General features: G+C 71.9%; 15 protein-coding genes and 1 pseudogene. 8 read left to right on the forward strand and 8 right to left on the reverse strand.

From position 1 onward, the window contains the following. The first annotated feature begins 124 nt into the window (after nucleotides 1–124). A complete protein-coding gene (locus tag ACZ58V_RS29780) occupies nucleotides 125–916 on the forward strand; it encodes an SAM-dependent methyltransferase (protein ID WP_468192185.1) in 792 nt (263 codons plus the stop codon). Nucleotides 917–1,003: 87 nt separating this feature from the next. Here ACZ58V_RS29780 and ACZ58V_RS29785 read toward each other — a convergent pair whose 3' ends face one another. Continuing rightward, nucleotides 1,004–1,927, reverse strand: a complete 924-nt coding sequence (locus ACZ58V_RS29785) for an LLM class F420-dependent oxidoreductase (protein WP_471293732.1) — start codon at nucleotides 1,925–1,927, stop codon at nucleotides 1,004–1,006. A gap of 238 nt (nucleotides 1,928–2,165) precedes the next feature. Here ACZ58V_RS29785 and ACZ58V_RS29790 point away from each other — a divergent pair, with 238 nt between their 5' ends. After that, nucleotides 2,166–2,339, forward strand: a complete 174-nt coding sequence (locus ACZ58V_RS29790) for a hypothetical protein (RefSeq protein WP_468192189.1) — start codon at nucleotides 2,166–2,168, stop codon at nucleotides 2,337–2,339. A gap of 253 nt (nucleotides 2,340–2,592) precedes the next feature. Here the strand turns inward: ACZ58V_RS29790 and ACZ58V_RS29795 are convergent, their stop codons facing one another. The 4 genes from ACZ58V_RS29795 to ACZ58V_RS29810 form a co-directional block, all read right to left on the reverse strand. Further along, nucleotides 2,593–3,063, reverse strand: a complete 471-nt coding sequence (locus tag ACZ58V_RS29795) for a DUF6099 family protein (protein WP_468192190.1) — start codon at nucleotides 3,061–3,063, stop codon at nucleotides 2,593–2,595. Nucleotides 3,064–3,236: 173 nt separating this feature from the next. Continuing rightward, nucleotides 3,237–3,566: a nucleotide pyrophosphohydrolase gene (locus ACZ58V_RS29800; protein WP_468192192.1), complete on the reverse strand. Its 330-nt coding sequence runs from the start codon at nucleotides 3,564–3,566 to the stop codon at nucleotides 3,237–3,239. Further along, a complete protein-coding gene (locus ACZ58V_RS29805) occupies nucleotides 3,559–4,740 on the reverse strand; it encodes an AAA family ATPase (protein WP_471293736.1) in 1,182 nt (393 codons plus the stop codon). Before ACZ58V_RS29805 ends, ACZ58V_RS29800 begins: the two co-directional genes overlap by 8 nt. 92 nt (nucleotides 4,741–4,832) lie before the next feature. Further along, complete coding sequence (locus ACZ58V_RS29810) at nucleotides 4,833–5,228, reverse strand: cell division protein SepF (protein ID WP_031134653.1); 396 nt, start codon at nucleotides 5,226–5,228, stop codon at nucleotides 4,833–4,835. A gap of 194 nt (nucleotides 5,229–5,422) precedes the next feature. Here ACZ58V_RS29810 and ACZ58V_RS29815 point away from each other — a divergent pair, with 194 nt between their 5' ends. Further along, entirely contained in the window at nucleotides 5,423–9,493 is a 4,071-nt protein-coding gene (locus tag ACZ58V_RS29815) for a molybdopterin-dependent oxidoreductase (RefSeq protein ID WP_471293739.1), read from the forward strand. Between the two features lie 25 nt (nucleotides 9,494–9,518). Here the strand turns inward: ACZ58V_RS29815 and ACZ58V_RS29820 are convergent, their stop codons facing one another. Continuing rightward, nucleotides 9,519–10,034 (reverse strand): YceI family protein, encoded by a 516-nt coding sequence (locus ACZ58V_RS29820; RefSeq protein ID WP_468192197.1) that lies wholly within the window; start codon nucleotides 10,032–10,034, stop codon nucleotides 9,519–9,521. Nucleotides 10,035–10,153: 119 nt separating this feature from the next. Between ACZ58V_RS29820 and ACZ58V_RS29825 the strand changes: the two genes are divergently transcribed. From ACZ58V_RS29825 to ACZ58V_RS29845, 5 genes are all read left to right on the forward strand, one after another. After that, nucleotides 10,154–10,657: a MarR family winged helix-turn-helix transcriptional regulator gene (locus ACZ58V_RS29825; protein WP_468192198.1), complete on the forward strand. Its 504-nt coding sequence runs from the start codon at nucleotides 10,154–10,156 to the stop codon at nucleotides 10,655–10,657. Between the two features lie 200 nt (nucleotides 10,658–10,857). Next, complete coding sequence (locus ACZ58V_RS29830) at nucleotides 10,858–12,192, forward strand: hemolysin family protein (RefSeq protein ID WP_468192199.1); 1,335 nt, start codon at nucleotides 10,858–10,860, stop codon at nucleotides 12,190–12,192. Further along, nucleotides 12,189–13,211, forward strand: a complete 1,023-nt coding sequence (locus tag ACZ58V_RS29835; protein WP_471293743.1) for a hemolysin family protein — start codon at nucleotides 12,189–12,191, stop codon at nucleotides 13,209–13,211. Before ACZ58V_RS29830 ends, ACZ58V_RS29835 begins: the two co-directional genes overlap by 4 nt. 411 nt (nucleotides 13,212–13,622) lie before the next feature. Next, nucleotides 13,623–13,847, forward strand: a complete 225-nt coding sequence (locus tag ACZ58V_RS29840; protein ID WP_189721733.1) for a hypothetical protein — start codon at nucleotides 13,623–13,625, stop codon at nucleotides 13,845–13,847. Between the two features lie 192 nt (nucleotides 13,848–14,039). Continuing rightward, nucleotides 14,040–14,207: a hypothetical protein gene (locus ACZ58V_RS29845; protein WP_189721941.1), complete on the forward strand. Its 168-nt coding sequence runs from the start codon at nucleotides 14,040–14,042 to the stop codon at nucleotides 14,205–14,207. Here the strand turns inward: ACZ58V_RS29845 and ACZ58V_RS29850 are convergent. Next, a pseudogene (locus ACZ58V_RS29850) lies at nucleotides 14,176–14,265 on the reverse strand (DUF3140 domain-containing protein); the annotation flags it as partial. The gene ACZ58V_RS29845 and the pseudogene ACZ58V_RS29850 sit on opposite strands and share 32 nt — an antisense overlap. Before the next feature lie 65 nt (nucleotides 14,266–14,330). Further along, on the reverse strand, nucleotides 14,331–14,561 hold the full coding sequence (locus tag ACZ58V_RS29855) for a hypervirulence associated TUDOR domain-containing protein (protein ID WP_471293746.1): 231 nt from the start codon (nucleotides 14,559–14,561) through the stop codon (nucleotides 14,331–14,333). Between the last annotated feature and the right edge of the window lie 28 nt (nucleotides 14,562–14,589).

The following is a 14,589-nucleotide window of genomic DNA, read 5'->3' on the forward strand; positions in this document are numbered from 1 at the left end:
AGGTCGACCTTTGATCAGTGGCCTGAACTGCGGATACGGCCACCGTACAGAGAGGGCGCCGACGGGACCCGGGAATTTTCGCTAGCCTCCGGTCGACCGGGCGTTCGAGGGAGGATGTGCGACTGTGGGCACCATCGACACCAGCAAGCCCCATGCGGCGCGGATGTACGACTACTTCCTCGGCGGGAAGGACAACTATCCGGTCGACGTGGCGGCGGCCGAGCAGGTGACCTCGCACTTCCCCGCCGTGAGCGCGATGGCGCGGACCAATCGCGCCTTCATGCACCGCGCCTCCCGGTTGCTGGCCGAGCGGGGCATCCGCCAGTTCCTCGACATCGGGACCGGCATCCCGACCGAGCCGAACCTGCACCAGATCGTCCAGGGGGTCGCCCCCGACGCTCGGGTGGTCTACGCGGACAACGACCCGATCGTTCTCCGGCACGCCGAGGCCCTGCTGCACAGCGCGCCGGAGGGGAGGACCGCCTATGTCCAGGCCGATGTGCGAAACCCCGGAAAGATCATCGCGACGGCCCGCGAGACCCTCGACTTCAGCCGGCCGATCGCCCTCTCCCTGGTGGCACTCCTGCACCTGGTGGGCGACGAGGACGAGCCCCTCCGGCTCGTACGAGAACTCCTCGAACCGCTGGCACCCGGAAGCCACCTGACGCTGTCCCACGCGACCGGCGACTTCGACCCGGAGACCTGGGAGCGGGTCGTCGAGGTGTACCGCAAGGGCGGTACGGCGGCACAGGTGCGCAGCCTCAAAGAGTTCTCGGAGTTCTTCACCGGCCTTGAGCTGGTGGACCCCGGTGTGGTCCTGGCCGCGCGGTGGCACCCCGAACTCGGCGAACCGCGCGGAGTGGACGGCGGAGGCGAGGAGATCCCCCTCTACGTGGCGGTCGCCCGCAAGCCCTGACCGAGGCCCGGCGGATCACGCTCCACGGCCCGATCCGCCGGACGGCCGACGTACCGTGCCGGACCCACGACAGCTGCGACGCCGGCCTTACGACAGCTGCGACTGCACCTGCGAGGAGATCAGCTCCAGGTGGTCGAGGTCGTCCAGGTCGAGGATCTGGAGGTAGATCCGCTGGGCGCCGATCTCGGCGTAGCGGCCGATCTTGTCCACGACCTCGGACGGGGAGCCGGCCAGGCCGTTGAGCTTCAGCTCGTCGGCCTCGCGGCCGATCGCGGCGGCGCGGCGGGCGACCTCGGCCTCGTCCCGGCCGACGCAGACGACGAGGGCGTTGGAGTAGGTCAGATCGCCGCCGTCGCGGCCGGCCTCCTCGGCGGCGGCGCGCACCCGGCCGAACTGGCGCTCGCTGTCCTCTATGGAGGCGAAGGGGATGTTGAACTCGTCGGCGTACCGCGCGGCCAGCCGCGGGGTGCGGGTGGCGCCGTGGCCGCCGACGAGCACGGGGATCTTCTTCTGCGCGGGCTTGGGCAGCGCGGGAGAGTTCGTGAGGTCGTAGTGGGTGCCGTGGAAGTCGAAGGTCTTGCCGAGGTCCGTCGCCCAGAGGCCGGTGACGATCTCCAGCTGTTCCTCGAGGCGGGAGAACTTCTCCTTGGGGAACGGGATGCCGTAGGCCTTGTGCTCCTCCTCGAACCAGCCGGTGCCGAGGCCGAGCTCGACGCGGCCGCCGGACATCTGGTCGACCTGCGCGACCTGGATGGCGAGCACACCGGGCAGCCGGAAGGTGCCGGCGGTCATCAGGGTGCCGAGCCGGATGCGCTTGGTCTCCCGGGCGAGTCCGGCCAGGGTCAGCCAGGCGTCGGTGGGGCCGGGCAGGCCGTCGCCGTCGCCCATGCGGAGATAGTGGTCTGAGCGGAAAAAGGCGTCGAAGCCGAGGTCCTCGGTGGCCTTGGCGACGGCGAGCAACGTGTCATAGGTGGCCCCCTGCTGGGGCTCGGTGAAGATGCGGAGATCCATGCTTCCATCCTGCACGCCGGGGTGCGGGGCGCCACGGTCGGTCCCCCGTCCCGCGTTGTCCCCGGTCGGGTGAAATTACGTGAATACCGCGGGTGCCGCCTGACCCGGCCAGTGACCGGCCCCGATGGTGATCGTTGGCTCGGGCGGAGCCGGAGCCCCCGGCTTCCGCACCGGCCCGCGACCGCCGGGGCGTCACCCGCGTCGGCCTCCCCGGGGGCCATGGGCCGAGGAGGCCGTCATGTCCGAAGAGACCGTGCCGCAGCAGGGCGGGACCGGGCAGCCGAAAGGGCTGTTGCAGCAGATGGAGGAGCTGATGGCGGCGTTGAACGCGGACCTGTCGGCGTTGGACGCGGATCTTCAGGCAGCGGGGGATGCCGGCCGGGGGGCGGGCGAGGAGGGTTCTGCGGGCTGAGGGGTGGGGTGGGGGTGGTCAGGGTGGGGGCGGCGTCCGTCAGGGGGCTTCTGCCGGGGGGGGCGGGGCGGGGGCGGCGCCGTCCGGGGTCGGCGCCGGGTAGTTGCTCGGGGGTGGGGCTCGTCGGCTGCGGCGCCGTTGTGGCCGGTCGCGCAGTTCCCCGCGCCCCTTGAGGGCGTTGCCACAGGGGCGGCGCGGGGAACTGCGCGAACACCCCCGCCGGCCCGCAGTCGGCGCTCCAGCGGCCCCTGAGCTAGCCCGCCTCCCTCTCCGGTACCACCTGCTCGCGGTCCGCGAGTCTGCGGAGCATTTCGAGGACTCGGTCGCGGGACTCGTCCGCCGCGTCGATGGCCTCCATGCACTGCCAGTACGTGCCCTCGTCGTCCGCGGCGCAGGCGAGGCCGACCAAGGCTATGCCGACCTCGCCGAGGAGGCCGCCGAGGAACATCAGGGTGTGGCGGGCGTCGCCCAACTCGGTGAGCTGGCCCGCCCGCAGCTCACCGGGGGCCAGTTCGGGCGGGTCGAGGACGCCGCAGCCTCGGCCCGCCAACTCCGTCAATCCCAATGCCTCGCCGCGCAGTTCGGGCGGTCCGGCGACCGCGAGGCGGCTGCCTATCGCCTGTGCGAGGGCCTGCGCCTGCCACACCTCGGCCAGGATCTCCCGCACGCTGCCACCCGCGGCCAGGGACCGCCTGCTCGTCACGATGAGCCGCACCGCGTCCATGCGCTGCCCCCGTCTGTCCCGACGCGCTCCCGCGCGTACGCCTGCCCGAACTCCCTAGTTCACTACCCAGAGTGAAGGGGCGTGAGACCAAAAGCCAGAGGAAGACGGAAAATTGCGGACAACAATTCGGATTCGAGCCGCATTTTGGTTACGTAGCGTACAAACGGACTTTGCTACTCCTCGACCGGGAACCTCCGCTCGTTCCGGTCGATCTTCGCGTCCAGCGCCGCCAGCGGGTCGATGCCGAGCACCTCGCACAGCTGCAGCAGATACGCGAGCACGTCGGCGACCTCGTCGGTGACGCGGGGCGCGGTGTCGGGGTCGGCCATGACGCGGGCCGACTCCTCAGGGGTCAACCACTGGAAGATCTCGACCAGTTCGGAGGCCTCCACGCTGAGCGCGGCGACCAGGTTCTTGGGGGTGTGGTACTGCTGCCAGTTCCGCGCGGCCGCGAAATCGGCCAGGCGGCGTTGCAGTTCGGCCACGTCCAGGTGATCAGTCACGGTCCAGGTGTACCACCGTGACACCCGCCGTCCCGGCGGCCCACGAGGCGTCACTGACCGTGCCGATGAGACGGATGTGCCCCCGCTCGCACATCCGGGCCGCCAGTCGCAGCAGTTCCAGCCGCTGCCGTCCGTCCAGGCCCCGGTCGAAGCCGTCGGCGAGGACGGTGAGGGTCTGGAGTGCGGCGGGCACCTCGCCGGCCGGGTCGACCTCCAGCACACCCGGTCCGGTGAGCAGGACCAACGCGAGAGCCACGTAGCGCAGTTCGCCGTCGCCGAGCCGCCGCAGGTCCGTCAGGACGCCGTCGCCCCGGTCGAGCGTCGCACGGACCGCTCCCGTTCCCTCCTCAGCCCGGGCGAGGACGCCCGCGACCGGCCCGGCGCAGCCGGCGCGTACCGCCGCCACGAACAGCGCGTGCCGCCGTCCGCACTCGGTGCGGGTGCGTTCCAGCACGTCGGCCAGATTGCCGCAGCCGCGGAGCAGCCGGCCGGACCCGGACGGTACGGGGGCGCGCATCCTGGCGGGCTGGGGGTCGCAGGCGAAGACGGAGCGCAGGGCGACCACCATCTGCTCGGCGGCGGCCAGCACCCTGCGCTGGCCGGGTGTCTTGCCGGCCACGCGCAGCGGCAGCAGGGCCGTGCCGAGCCGGTCGTCCGGCAGCGGACCGCGGGTCACGGGCGTGGGCCCGGCCGTGTGCCAGGCGGCCTGCACGGTGCGCTTGCCGGGGTCGCGCAGGGCGGTCTCCAGGAGGACAAGGCCGTCGGCCGTCAACCGTTCGCCCACGACGCGCAGTTCGGGCTCGGCCTGCACGGCCACGTCGAGCCGGACCGGGCCCGCGGGGCCGTCGGCCGTGCAGCCGATGCGGAAGCCGCGGCGGCGCTGCGCGTCGGGCCGGGCCCGCTCCGGCACACAGGCGACGGGGTCCGGGAACGCCTCGCCGAGCCCGGCGCCGCCGCCGAGCCGGGCCAGGGCCTCGTACGCCCGCAGCGCGCTGGTCTTGCCGCAGCCGCTGGGGCCGGCGAGAAGGGTGAGCGGCCCGAGCGGGAAGGCGGCGCGGCGGTGGGTGGTGAACGCGGCCAGGCGCAGTTCGGTGAGGCGGGGGCGGTCGGGGTGCGTGAGACCCGCGGGAGGTGCGGAGGATGTGGCGGGTGTGGGTGCGGGGGGCTGGGTCATATCCGGACCGTAGGGCTCCGGCGACGGGACGAACCGTTCCGTCTCCGGGGCGTTCCTACGATCGAGCTACCGTCACACCGATCGAGCCGCCGTCACACCCCGGGAAGCCCGGCCCCCTCCATCAGCCCGGTCACCTCGGTGCCCGCCGGTGTCAGCAGGAACACGTTGCGGTCCACGCGGTGCATCCCGCTCGCCAGGCCGAAGACGACGCCCGTGCTGAAGTCGAGGACGCGCTTGGCGACCTCCGTCTCCGCGCCGGTCAGGTCGAGCAACACGGGCACCCCCGCCATCAGCCTCTCGGCGACGTCACGGGCGTCGGCGAAGACGTTCACCCGCAGGACGACGAAGCGGCGGCGCGTCTCCGTCTCGGCCTCGGGTATGGAACGGTGGCCGACGGAGGACGGCCAGGCGTCCCGGCCCCGCAGCGGCACGACCTGGGCGAGCCCCTCCCACTGTTCGTCGGTGACATCGTGGCTGTTCACCGGCATGCTCCGTCCTGGCTCGCGCTGACTGTCTGCATCGGGCAATTCTTGCGCAGAGTCACCCGTTCGGCCCAACAGCGACACGCTCCGCGACCTCAATGCACCTCACAACGGCCGGAAGGCGGTTGTGTGACGGGCGTAACTCCTCGTGATCAAGCAATGTGACACCTGCGTAACGGGGCCTTCGTACCGTCGACGGCATGACCACGATCCCCCGGCCGCAGCAGGAGACGCAGCAGGTGCGCACCGTCTGCTCCTACTGCGGTGTGGGCTGCGGCCTCGTCCTCGATGTCGGGGCGGGACCGGACGGCCGGCGCACGATCTTCAAGGCGTCCGGTGACAAGGCGCATCCGGCGAACGCGGGGCGGCTCTGCACCAAGGGCGCGACCACGGCCGACATGCTCGCCGCTCCCGGGCGGCTGACCAGCGCGCTGGTGCGGGACGACCGGGGCGAGGAGGCGGTCCCGGCGCCGGTGGCCGGCGCGATCGCCGAGACAGCGGCGCGGCTGCGGGCGATCGTCGACGAGCACGGGCCGGACGCGGTCGCCTTCTACGTCTCCGGGCAGATGAGCCTGGAGGCGCAGTACCTGGCGAACAAGCTGGCCAAGGGGTTCGTGCGGACGAACGGGATCGAGTCGAACTCGCGGCTGTGCATGGCGAGCGCGGGCACCGGCTACAAGCTGTCGCTGGGGGCGGACGGGCCGCCCGGGTCGTACGAGGACTTCGATCAGGCGGATGCCTTTCTCGTCATCGGGTCGAACATGGCCGACTGCCATCCGATCCTCTTCCTGCGGATGATGGAGCGGGTCAAGGCGGGCGCCAAGCTGATCGTCGTCGATCCCCGGCGGACCGCGACCGCCGCCAAGGCCGATCTGTTCCTGCAGGTCAAGCCGGGGACCGACCTCGCGCTGCTGAACGGTCTGCTGCAGCTGCTGCACGAGGGCGGGCACACCGACCCCGCGTTCATGGCCGAGCACACCGAGGGCTGGGAGGCCCTGCCCGGGTTTCTCGCCGACTACGCCCCGGCCGCGGTCGCGGAGATCACCGGGATCGCGGAGGACGATCTGCGCACCGCCGCCCGGATGGTCGGCGAGGCGGGCAAGCGGTGGATGAGCTGCTGGACCATGGGGCTCAACCAGTCCACGCACGGCACCTGGAACACCAACGCCCTGGTCAATCTGCATCTGGCGACGGGGGCGATCTGCCGTCCGGGCGCCGGGCCGTTCTCCCTCACCGGTCAGCCCAACGCCATGGGCGGGCGCGAGATGGGGTACATGGGCCCGGGGCTGCCGGGGCAGCGGTCGGTGCTCGTGGACGAGGAGCGGGCGTTCACCGAGGACGTGTGGGAGCTGCCGCCGGGGACCCTGCGGAAGGACGGAGTCGGCAAGGGCACCGTCGAGATGTTCCGGAAGATGGCCGACGGGGAGATCAAGGCCTGCTGGATCATCTGCACCAACCCGGTCGCCTCGGTCGCCAACCGCCGTACGGTCATCGAGGGTCTGGAGGCCGCCGAGTTCGTCGTCACGCAGGACGTGTTCACCGACACCGAGACGAACGCGTACGCCGACGTCGTCCTGCCGGGCGCGATGTGGACCGAGGCGGAGGGCGTCTTCGTCAACAGCGAGCGCAACCTCACGCTGACACAGCCGGCCGCGGACCCGCCCGGGGAGGCGATGGCCGACTGGCGGATCATCGCGAAGGTGGCGTGCGCGATGGGGTACGAGAAGGGGTTCTCGTACGACAGCGCCGAGCAGGTCTTCGAGGAGATCCGGCGGTTCTGGAACCCGAAGACCGGGTGGGACCTGCGCGGGGTGTCCTACGAGCGGCTGCGCGAGACGCCCGTGCAGTGGCCGGCCGCGCGGGAGGACGGGCCGGAGCGCAATCCCATCCGGTACGTCGGTGACGACGGGCTCCGTTTTCCGACGGCCTCCGGGCGGGGGGTCTTCTTCGCGCGCCCGCATCTGCCCGCCGCCGAGACGCCGGACGACGACTATCCGTTCGTGCTCAACACCGGGCGGGTGCAGCACCAGTGGCACACGCTCACCAAGACCGGGAAGGTCGCGAAGCTCAACAAGCTGAACTCCGGGCCCTTCGTGGAGCTCCATCCCGAGGACGCGGGCGCGCTGGGCGTCGCGGAGGGCGATCTGGTCGAGGTCGCCTCGCGGCGCGGGCGGGCCGTGCTGCCCGCGGTGGTGACGGACCGGGTGCGGCCGGGGTGCTGCTTCGCGCCGTTCCACTGGAACGACCTGTTCGGCGAGTATCTGAGCATCAACGCGGTGACGAGCGACGCGGTCGATCCGCTGTCGTTCCAGCCGGAGTTCAAGGTGTGCGCGGTTTCGCTCGCGAAGGTGGCCGCACCGGCACCGGCACCGCCCGCCGAGGCGCTCGTGCCGACGGAGGTGACCCCGGGCGCCGCCGATCCCTTCGGCCTGGAACCCTCCCCTCCGCCGGTCCTCTCCGCCCAGGAACGCCGGTACCTCACCGGTTTCCTCGCCGGGCTCGGCTCGGGCACCCTCGGCGGTGTCCCGGTGCTGCCGCCCGACGCGCCCTTCTCCGCCGAGCACGCCCTGTGGGTCAACGGGGTCCTCGCCGGCATGTACTCCCGGGCCTCCGGGACCGCGACCGCCGCGCCGCAGGAACCCGCCGGGCGCGAGATCGTCGTGCTGTGGGCCTCGCAGACCGGGAACGCCGAGGAGTTCGCCTCCGCCACCGCCGAGCGGCTGACCGCGACCGGGCATCGCGCGCGCCTCGTCGGGATGGACGAGGCCGATGTCGGAACGCTCGCCCGCACGGCCGATCTGCTCTTCATCACCAGCACCTTCGGGGACGGCGACGCTCCCGACAACGGCAGCGGCCTCTGGGACGCGCTCGCCGACGCCGGGGCCCCGCGCCTGGACGGGGTGCGGTACGCCGTGCTCGCCTTCGGCGACTCCTCCTACGACGACTTCTGCGGGCACGGGCGGCGGCTGGACGCGCGGCTCGACGAGCTGGGCGGGGTGCGGCTGGCCCCGCGTACGGACTGCGAGCCGGACTACGAGCCCTCCGCCGGGGAGTGGCTCGACCAGGTGCTCTCGGCGCTGGGCGGCACGAGCACGGCCTCGGCCCCGACCTCGGCCCCGGCCTCGGACCCGGCTGAGCAGCCGAGGACCAAGTCCAAGCCCGCCGCCACCGCCGCCCGGCTCGTCGGCAACGAGTTGCTCAGCCGGCCCGGCGCGGGCAAGGAGGTCCGCCGGTTCACCTTCGACACGAGCGGGACGGACCTGGCGTACGAGGCCGGGGACGCGCTCGGCGTCCGGCCGGTCAACGCGCCCGCCCTCGTGGACGAGTGGCTGGCGGTGACCGGCCTGGACGGGACAACAGCCGTGCAGGTCAAGGGCGTTGGCGAGGTGCCGTTCGCCGAGGCCCTGCACCGGCACTTCGACATCACGCGGATCACGCCCGACCTGCTGCGCTTCGTCGCCGAACGCGCCCGGGACAAGCACGAGTTGCGCAGGCTGCTGCGGCCCGACAACAAGGACGGGCTGGCGCAGTGGAGCTGGGGCCGGCAGGCCGTGGACGTGGTCGCCGAGTACGCGGTGCGGGCGAGTGCCGAGGAGTGGGCCGGGGTGCTGCGGGGGCTTCAGCCGCGGCTGTACTCCATATCGTCCAGCCCGCTGGTCGACGCCGGGCGGGTTTCGCTGACGGTGTCCGTGGTGCGGTACGAGAACCTGCACGGCCGGGCGCGCGGCGGGGTCTGCTCGCCCTTCCTCGCGGATGCCGAAGCGGACACGGAGGTACCGGTGTTCGTGCAGCGCTCGCCGCACTTCCGGCCCCCGGGCGACGCCTCGACGCCGATGGTCATGGTCGGCCCGGGCACCGGTGTCGCGCCGTTCGTCGGTTTCCTCCAGGAGCGGCGGGCGCTCGGCCACCGGGCTCCCAACTGGCTGTTCTTCGGCGAGCAGCACCGCGCGACGGACTTCTACTACGAGGACGAGCTGACCGCGCTGCTCGACGAGGGCACCCTCACCCGGCTGGACACCGCCTTCTCCCGTGACCAGCGCAACAAGGTGTACGTGCAGGACCGGATGCGCGAGCACGGGCCCGAGCTGTGGCACTGGCTGTGCGAGGGGGCGCGCTTCTACGTCTGCGGCGACGCCTCGCGCATGGCCAAGGACGTGGACCGGGCGCTCAGGGACATCGCGGTGACGCACGGCGGGCTGAGCGAGGCGGAGGCCGCCGCGTACGTGAAGCAGCTCGCGGCGGACAAGCGGTATGTGCGGGACGTGTACTGACCCACGGAGGACGGCCTGAGTGCTGTCAGCCCGTGGCGCGGACGAACCGGAGGGCGGCGGTGACCGTGGTCCGGCCGCGGATCATGCCCAGCTGGTTCCAGCCCAGGCCGAACTGGTCCCGGTCCACGCTGAACTCGGTGTCCAGGGTGAGCCCGGTGGCGTCCCCGTCCGCCAGGCGCGCGGTGAGGGACAGCGGCCTGCTGATGCCGCGCACGGTCAGCTGGCCGACGACGTGCACCTGGTCGCCGTCGCGGAGCTCGGCGCTGCGGGCCGCGAAGGTGATCTCGGGGTGGTGGTCCGCGTCGAAGAAGTCGGCGGACCTCAGATGGGTGTCGCGCTTGGCGTTCCCGGTGTCGAGGGAGGCGACGTCGAAGGTCAGGGTGCCGACGGCGGACCCGTCGGGCCGGACCTCGCCCGTGCCGCTCAGCGCGCCGAAGCCGCCCTTCACGGTGACCAGGCCCCACATGGTCTTGTGCCGGATGCCGACGGTCGAGGCGGTCGCGTCGAGCTGCCACAGTCCGGTTTCCACGGCGACGGTCATGATCCTTCTCCCACTCGTATGGTCCAAATTTGGATGACTGCAATGAGTGCACGTTAGCGGCTGGTCCAAATTTGAACAACCCTCTGCTCCAAATTTGGACGACACGTAGACTGGGCGGCATGGCCGACCCCGAGGAGCACCCCGCCGACCTGCCCGGATGTCCCTCCGCCGAGGGCAACGGGCTGCTGCCCCCCGAGCTGCGCGCCTGGATGCTGCTGCTCGCCGCGACGGGAGCGGTGGAGCAGCGGCTGCGGGCGGTCGTGAAGGAGAAGCTGGACATCTCGCACGACGAGTTCCTGATCCTGTGCCTGCTCGCCGAGCAGCCCGAGGGCGGCCTGCGCATGACGCGCGTCGCGGAACTGCTGGGCCGCCCCAAGACCCGCCTCACCTACCAGATCGCCTGCCTTCAGCACGCCGGCCTTGTCACCCGCGGGTCGGTGTGCGGGGACAAGCGCGGCATCGAGGTCACCCTGACGGACAAGGCCCGGGGCCTTCTGGCCGAGGCCTCCGGAGCGCTCGCCGAGACGGTCACCCAGTCGCTCGCCCGCTTCATGGGCCCGGACCAGCGCGCGGCGCTGTGCGGGCTGGTGCCGGATCTCGCGGAGGAGTCCCACCCGGAGTGAGGGGCACCCGGAGCGGGGCAGTGTTCTCTACACCGTCGTAGAATTCGGGAACACGGGCGCGACGATGGTCGTTGACCCGAGTACACACCACACATGAGGAGCGAGTTCTTGTCCGCCAGACCGACGGACCCTCCGGGGCACAGTCCCCGACCATCCCGCCACGGCATCAGTGATCGCGGCACACGGCGGGGTGGTGTTTGATGAGTGCCGCCGAGGCCCTGCTGGGCCTGCTCGCCGTGTTCGTGCTGACCGCCGGCACCGGCTACTTCGTGGCCCAGGAGTTCGCCTACGTCTCCGCCGACCGGCTCGCCCTCGCGCGTGCGGCCGAGGCCGGGGACCGCAAGGCCGCCCGGGCCCTGAAGGTGCTGGAGCGGCTGTCGTTCATGCTGTCGGGCGCGCAGCTCGGCATCACCGTCACCGGCCTGGTCGTCGGCTTCATCGCCGAGCCGTCGGTGTCCGCGCTGCTGAGGCCCGCCCTGTCCGGGATCGGCCTGCCCGACGCGGCCGTCAGCGGTATCGCCGTCGTCCTCGCCTTCGTGCTGGCCACGGTCGTGCAGATGGTGCTGGGCGAGCTGGCCCCGAAGAACCTCGCGATCGCGGTGCCCGAGCGGCTGGCGAAGGCGCTGGCCCCGTCCACGCTTGCGTATCTGAAGGTCGTCGGCCCGGTCGTGCGCGTCTTCGACAACGCGGCGAACAAGCTGCTGCGCAAGGCCGGTATCGAGCCGGTCGAGGAACTGCACCACGGCGCCACGCTGGAGGAGCTGGGCCATCTGATCGGCGAGTCCCACGAGCGGGGCGCGCTGCCGAAGGACACCGCCGCGCTGCTGGACCACGCGCTGGAGTTCTCCGAGCGCTCCCTCGACGAGGTGATGGTGCCGCGCGCCGACGCCGTCTTCGTCCGCAAGGACGCCGGTGCCGAGGAGGCGATCGGTCTGATCGCCGGGCACGGCCACTCCAACTACCCCGTCCTCGGCGACCACCCGGACGACATCGCCGGTGTGCTGGGCGTGCGCGAGCTGATGGCGCTGCCCGCCGCCCGCATCGCCGGCGCGACCGCCGGTGAGGTGGCCCGGCGGCCCCTGCTGCTGCCGGACACGCTCGCGCTGCCCGACGCGGTGACGCGGATGCGGGAGCAGGACGACGAGTTCGCGGTCGTCCTCGACGAGCACGGCGGCGTGGCGGGCATCGTCACCTACGAGGACATCGCAGAGGAACTGGTCGGTGACATCGCGGACGAGTCCGACACCGTCACGGTGCTCGCCGTCGCGGACGGCGACGGCTGGCTCGTGGACGCCGGGCGCCGGCTGGACGAGGTGGCCGAGGCCACCGGTGTCCGGCTGCCGGAGGACGACGACTACGACACCGTGGCCGGCCTGGTCGTGGACCGGCTCGGCCGCTTCCCGACGGTCGGCGACCACGTCACGGTCGAGCTGCCCGAGGGCGGCCGGGCCGTGATCGACGTCCGCACGCTCGACCGGCACGTGGCCGACCGGGTGCGGATCAGTCCGCTCGTGGAAGCCGAGGAGATGGCGTGAGTTTCCCCATGGCGGTCTTCGTGACCGTGCTGCTGCTGATCGGCAGCGGCTTCTTCGTGGCGGCCGAGTTCGCGCTGGTCGCCGCCAAACGGCACCGCATGGAGAAGGCGGCGGCCGAGGGGCGGCGTGGCGCCGGGGCGGCACTGGCCGGTATTCGCGAGCTGTCGCTGATGCTGGCCGGCGCCCAGCTGGGTATCACCGTGTGCACGCTGGGCCTGGGCTCGGTGTCCAAGCCGGCGATCTCGCACGAATTCGACCCGCTGCTGCACAAGCTGGGCCTGCCCAGTGCCGTGAGCTACGGCGTGGCCTTCGCCGTGGCGATGGTCGTGGTGGTGTTCCTGCACATGGTGGTCGGCGAGATGGCGCCCAAGTCCTGGGCGATCGCCCACCCCGAGCGCTCGGCGATGCTGCTCTCCCCGCCCTTCCGGGCCGTGGTGCGGGCCGTGCGCCCGCTGATCCGGCTGCTCAACGCGGTGAGCAACGCGCTGGTACGGCTGTGCCGGGTGGCCCCGCGCGACGAGCTGGCCTCGGTGCACGACCGGGAGCAGCTGACGCACCTGGTGGAGGAGTCCGAGCGGCTGGGCCTGATCAGCGCGACCGACTCGGAGCTGCTGACCCGTTCACTGACCGAGCCGGAGACGCCGGTCGCGGCGCTGCGGATCCCGGCCGCGGAGATCACCTGGGCCGAGGGCGGCGCGGACGTCGACGCGCTGTTGCGTTTCGCCGCCGAGCACGACCGCACCCGGCTGCTCGTCCGGGAGAACGGCGTCGTCCTCGGCTCGGTCCACGCCCGTGACGCGCTGGTCGCCCGGGCCCGGGGGCGTGCCACGACCGCGCGCGAACTGGCCCGTCCGGTGCCCGAGCTGACGGAGGCGACCACGGTCGCGGACGCGATCGAGGTGCTGCGCCGCCGCCGGTCGTCCCTGGCCGTCGTCCGCGACCCCGCCGGCGGTCTCACCGGACTGGTCACCCTGGACGACCTGCTGGCCCGTCTGATGCAGCCGGCCGAGGCGGTCTGACGGCGCGACCTGACGGGGCGGGACCTGGGCGGGACCGAACATCCAGCACATCTGCACACCGCCCGCCAGGACGCCGCGGGGCGGTGCGCCCGGCGCCAAGTCCGTCTTGCGGCATGGGAAATTGACGCCGAAGTGCCCGCTTCGGAATTCGGGGCGCAATACACCTGCGTGCCGACGGGCGACAGGATGTGTGAAGGAGTGGGCGCAATTCAGCGACCCCGTGGTCATGGCGGTGAAGGTGGTCACCGAAATGCCGGGTGCGGCGACGGCATGCGGCTGGCCCTCCGCTCAGCGGAATGTTTTGATCCTGCGCACGGCGGCACCGCGGATGCGGGATCCCGGTCCCCGGAATCCCGCGATCACCCGCGCCGCTCCGCCATTGCGCACATTCACGCGAAGGGAAACACCCCCATGAACCTCACCCCCCGGGTCGACATCGCCGAGCTCTCCGACGCGGACCTGGAGCAGGTCTCCGGCGGCAACGCGGGCGGCGCTGCCTCCGCGGGCCTCGCGGGCGGCCTCTCCGCCGGCCTGGTCGGGCCGCTGACCGCCGAGGTCTGCGGGAACCTGCAGGCGGCGCTGTCGACGGAGGGCGCGGCGGGCGCCAACGCGGGCGTTCACACGACCTCGCTCTGACGAACCTCCCGCGAAGGGCCCCGGGCGCGACTCCCGGGGCCCTTCGCGCTGTCCATGGTCACAATGTTGGGGAATTCGCGAAGCACGTGACGGGAATATGAGCATGACGGGGGTGGGTAACACCGCAGAGGGTCATGACGCAGACTTACACGGGCCCCTCAGACCCGGCTGTAAAGCGATAGGACCAACCCTGTGAAACCCGACTCGATCCGGACCGAAGAACTTCCGATCTACGAGAGCCTCATCCGCGAACGCGGTGACGTCGTCGAGGAGGCCCGCGTGGTGGCCGAAGAGACGCAGCACCAGATGACGGAGGCGCTGAACGGCCTCACGCCGGCGGGCCGTGGCCCCAGTTCATGAGTGAGGGGCGCCACCGGCAGTCCTCCACGTCGCCGGAGGGCCGCCGAGCCAGGTGCCGGAGGCGTGCCCGGTGGACTCGCCCCGCCCTGCTGCTGCCCGGCGCTCCTCGCCGTCCGCGCCGGCTCACTGCTTCCTCTTGAGCGCGGACGGCTTGTGCACGGCGGACCTGCCGGACTTGTCGCTGCGCACCTGGTACTGCGGATCGTCGGACGAGGCGTCGACGGTGCGGCCCGCTGCCCGGGTCCGCTCGGTGATCTCCTTCTCCACCTCGCCCTCGGTCCGGCTGCCGTGACTGCTCCAGGTGACCTTGTCGCCTTTCTTCGGCTTCCCGCCCTCACCGCGGCGCTTCGCCATGCCCGTGCTCCCTCGCGGAGAAGTGTGC

Source organism: Streptomyces sp. NPDC040589 (assembly GCF_055594445.1).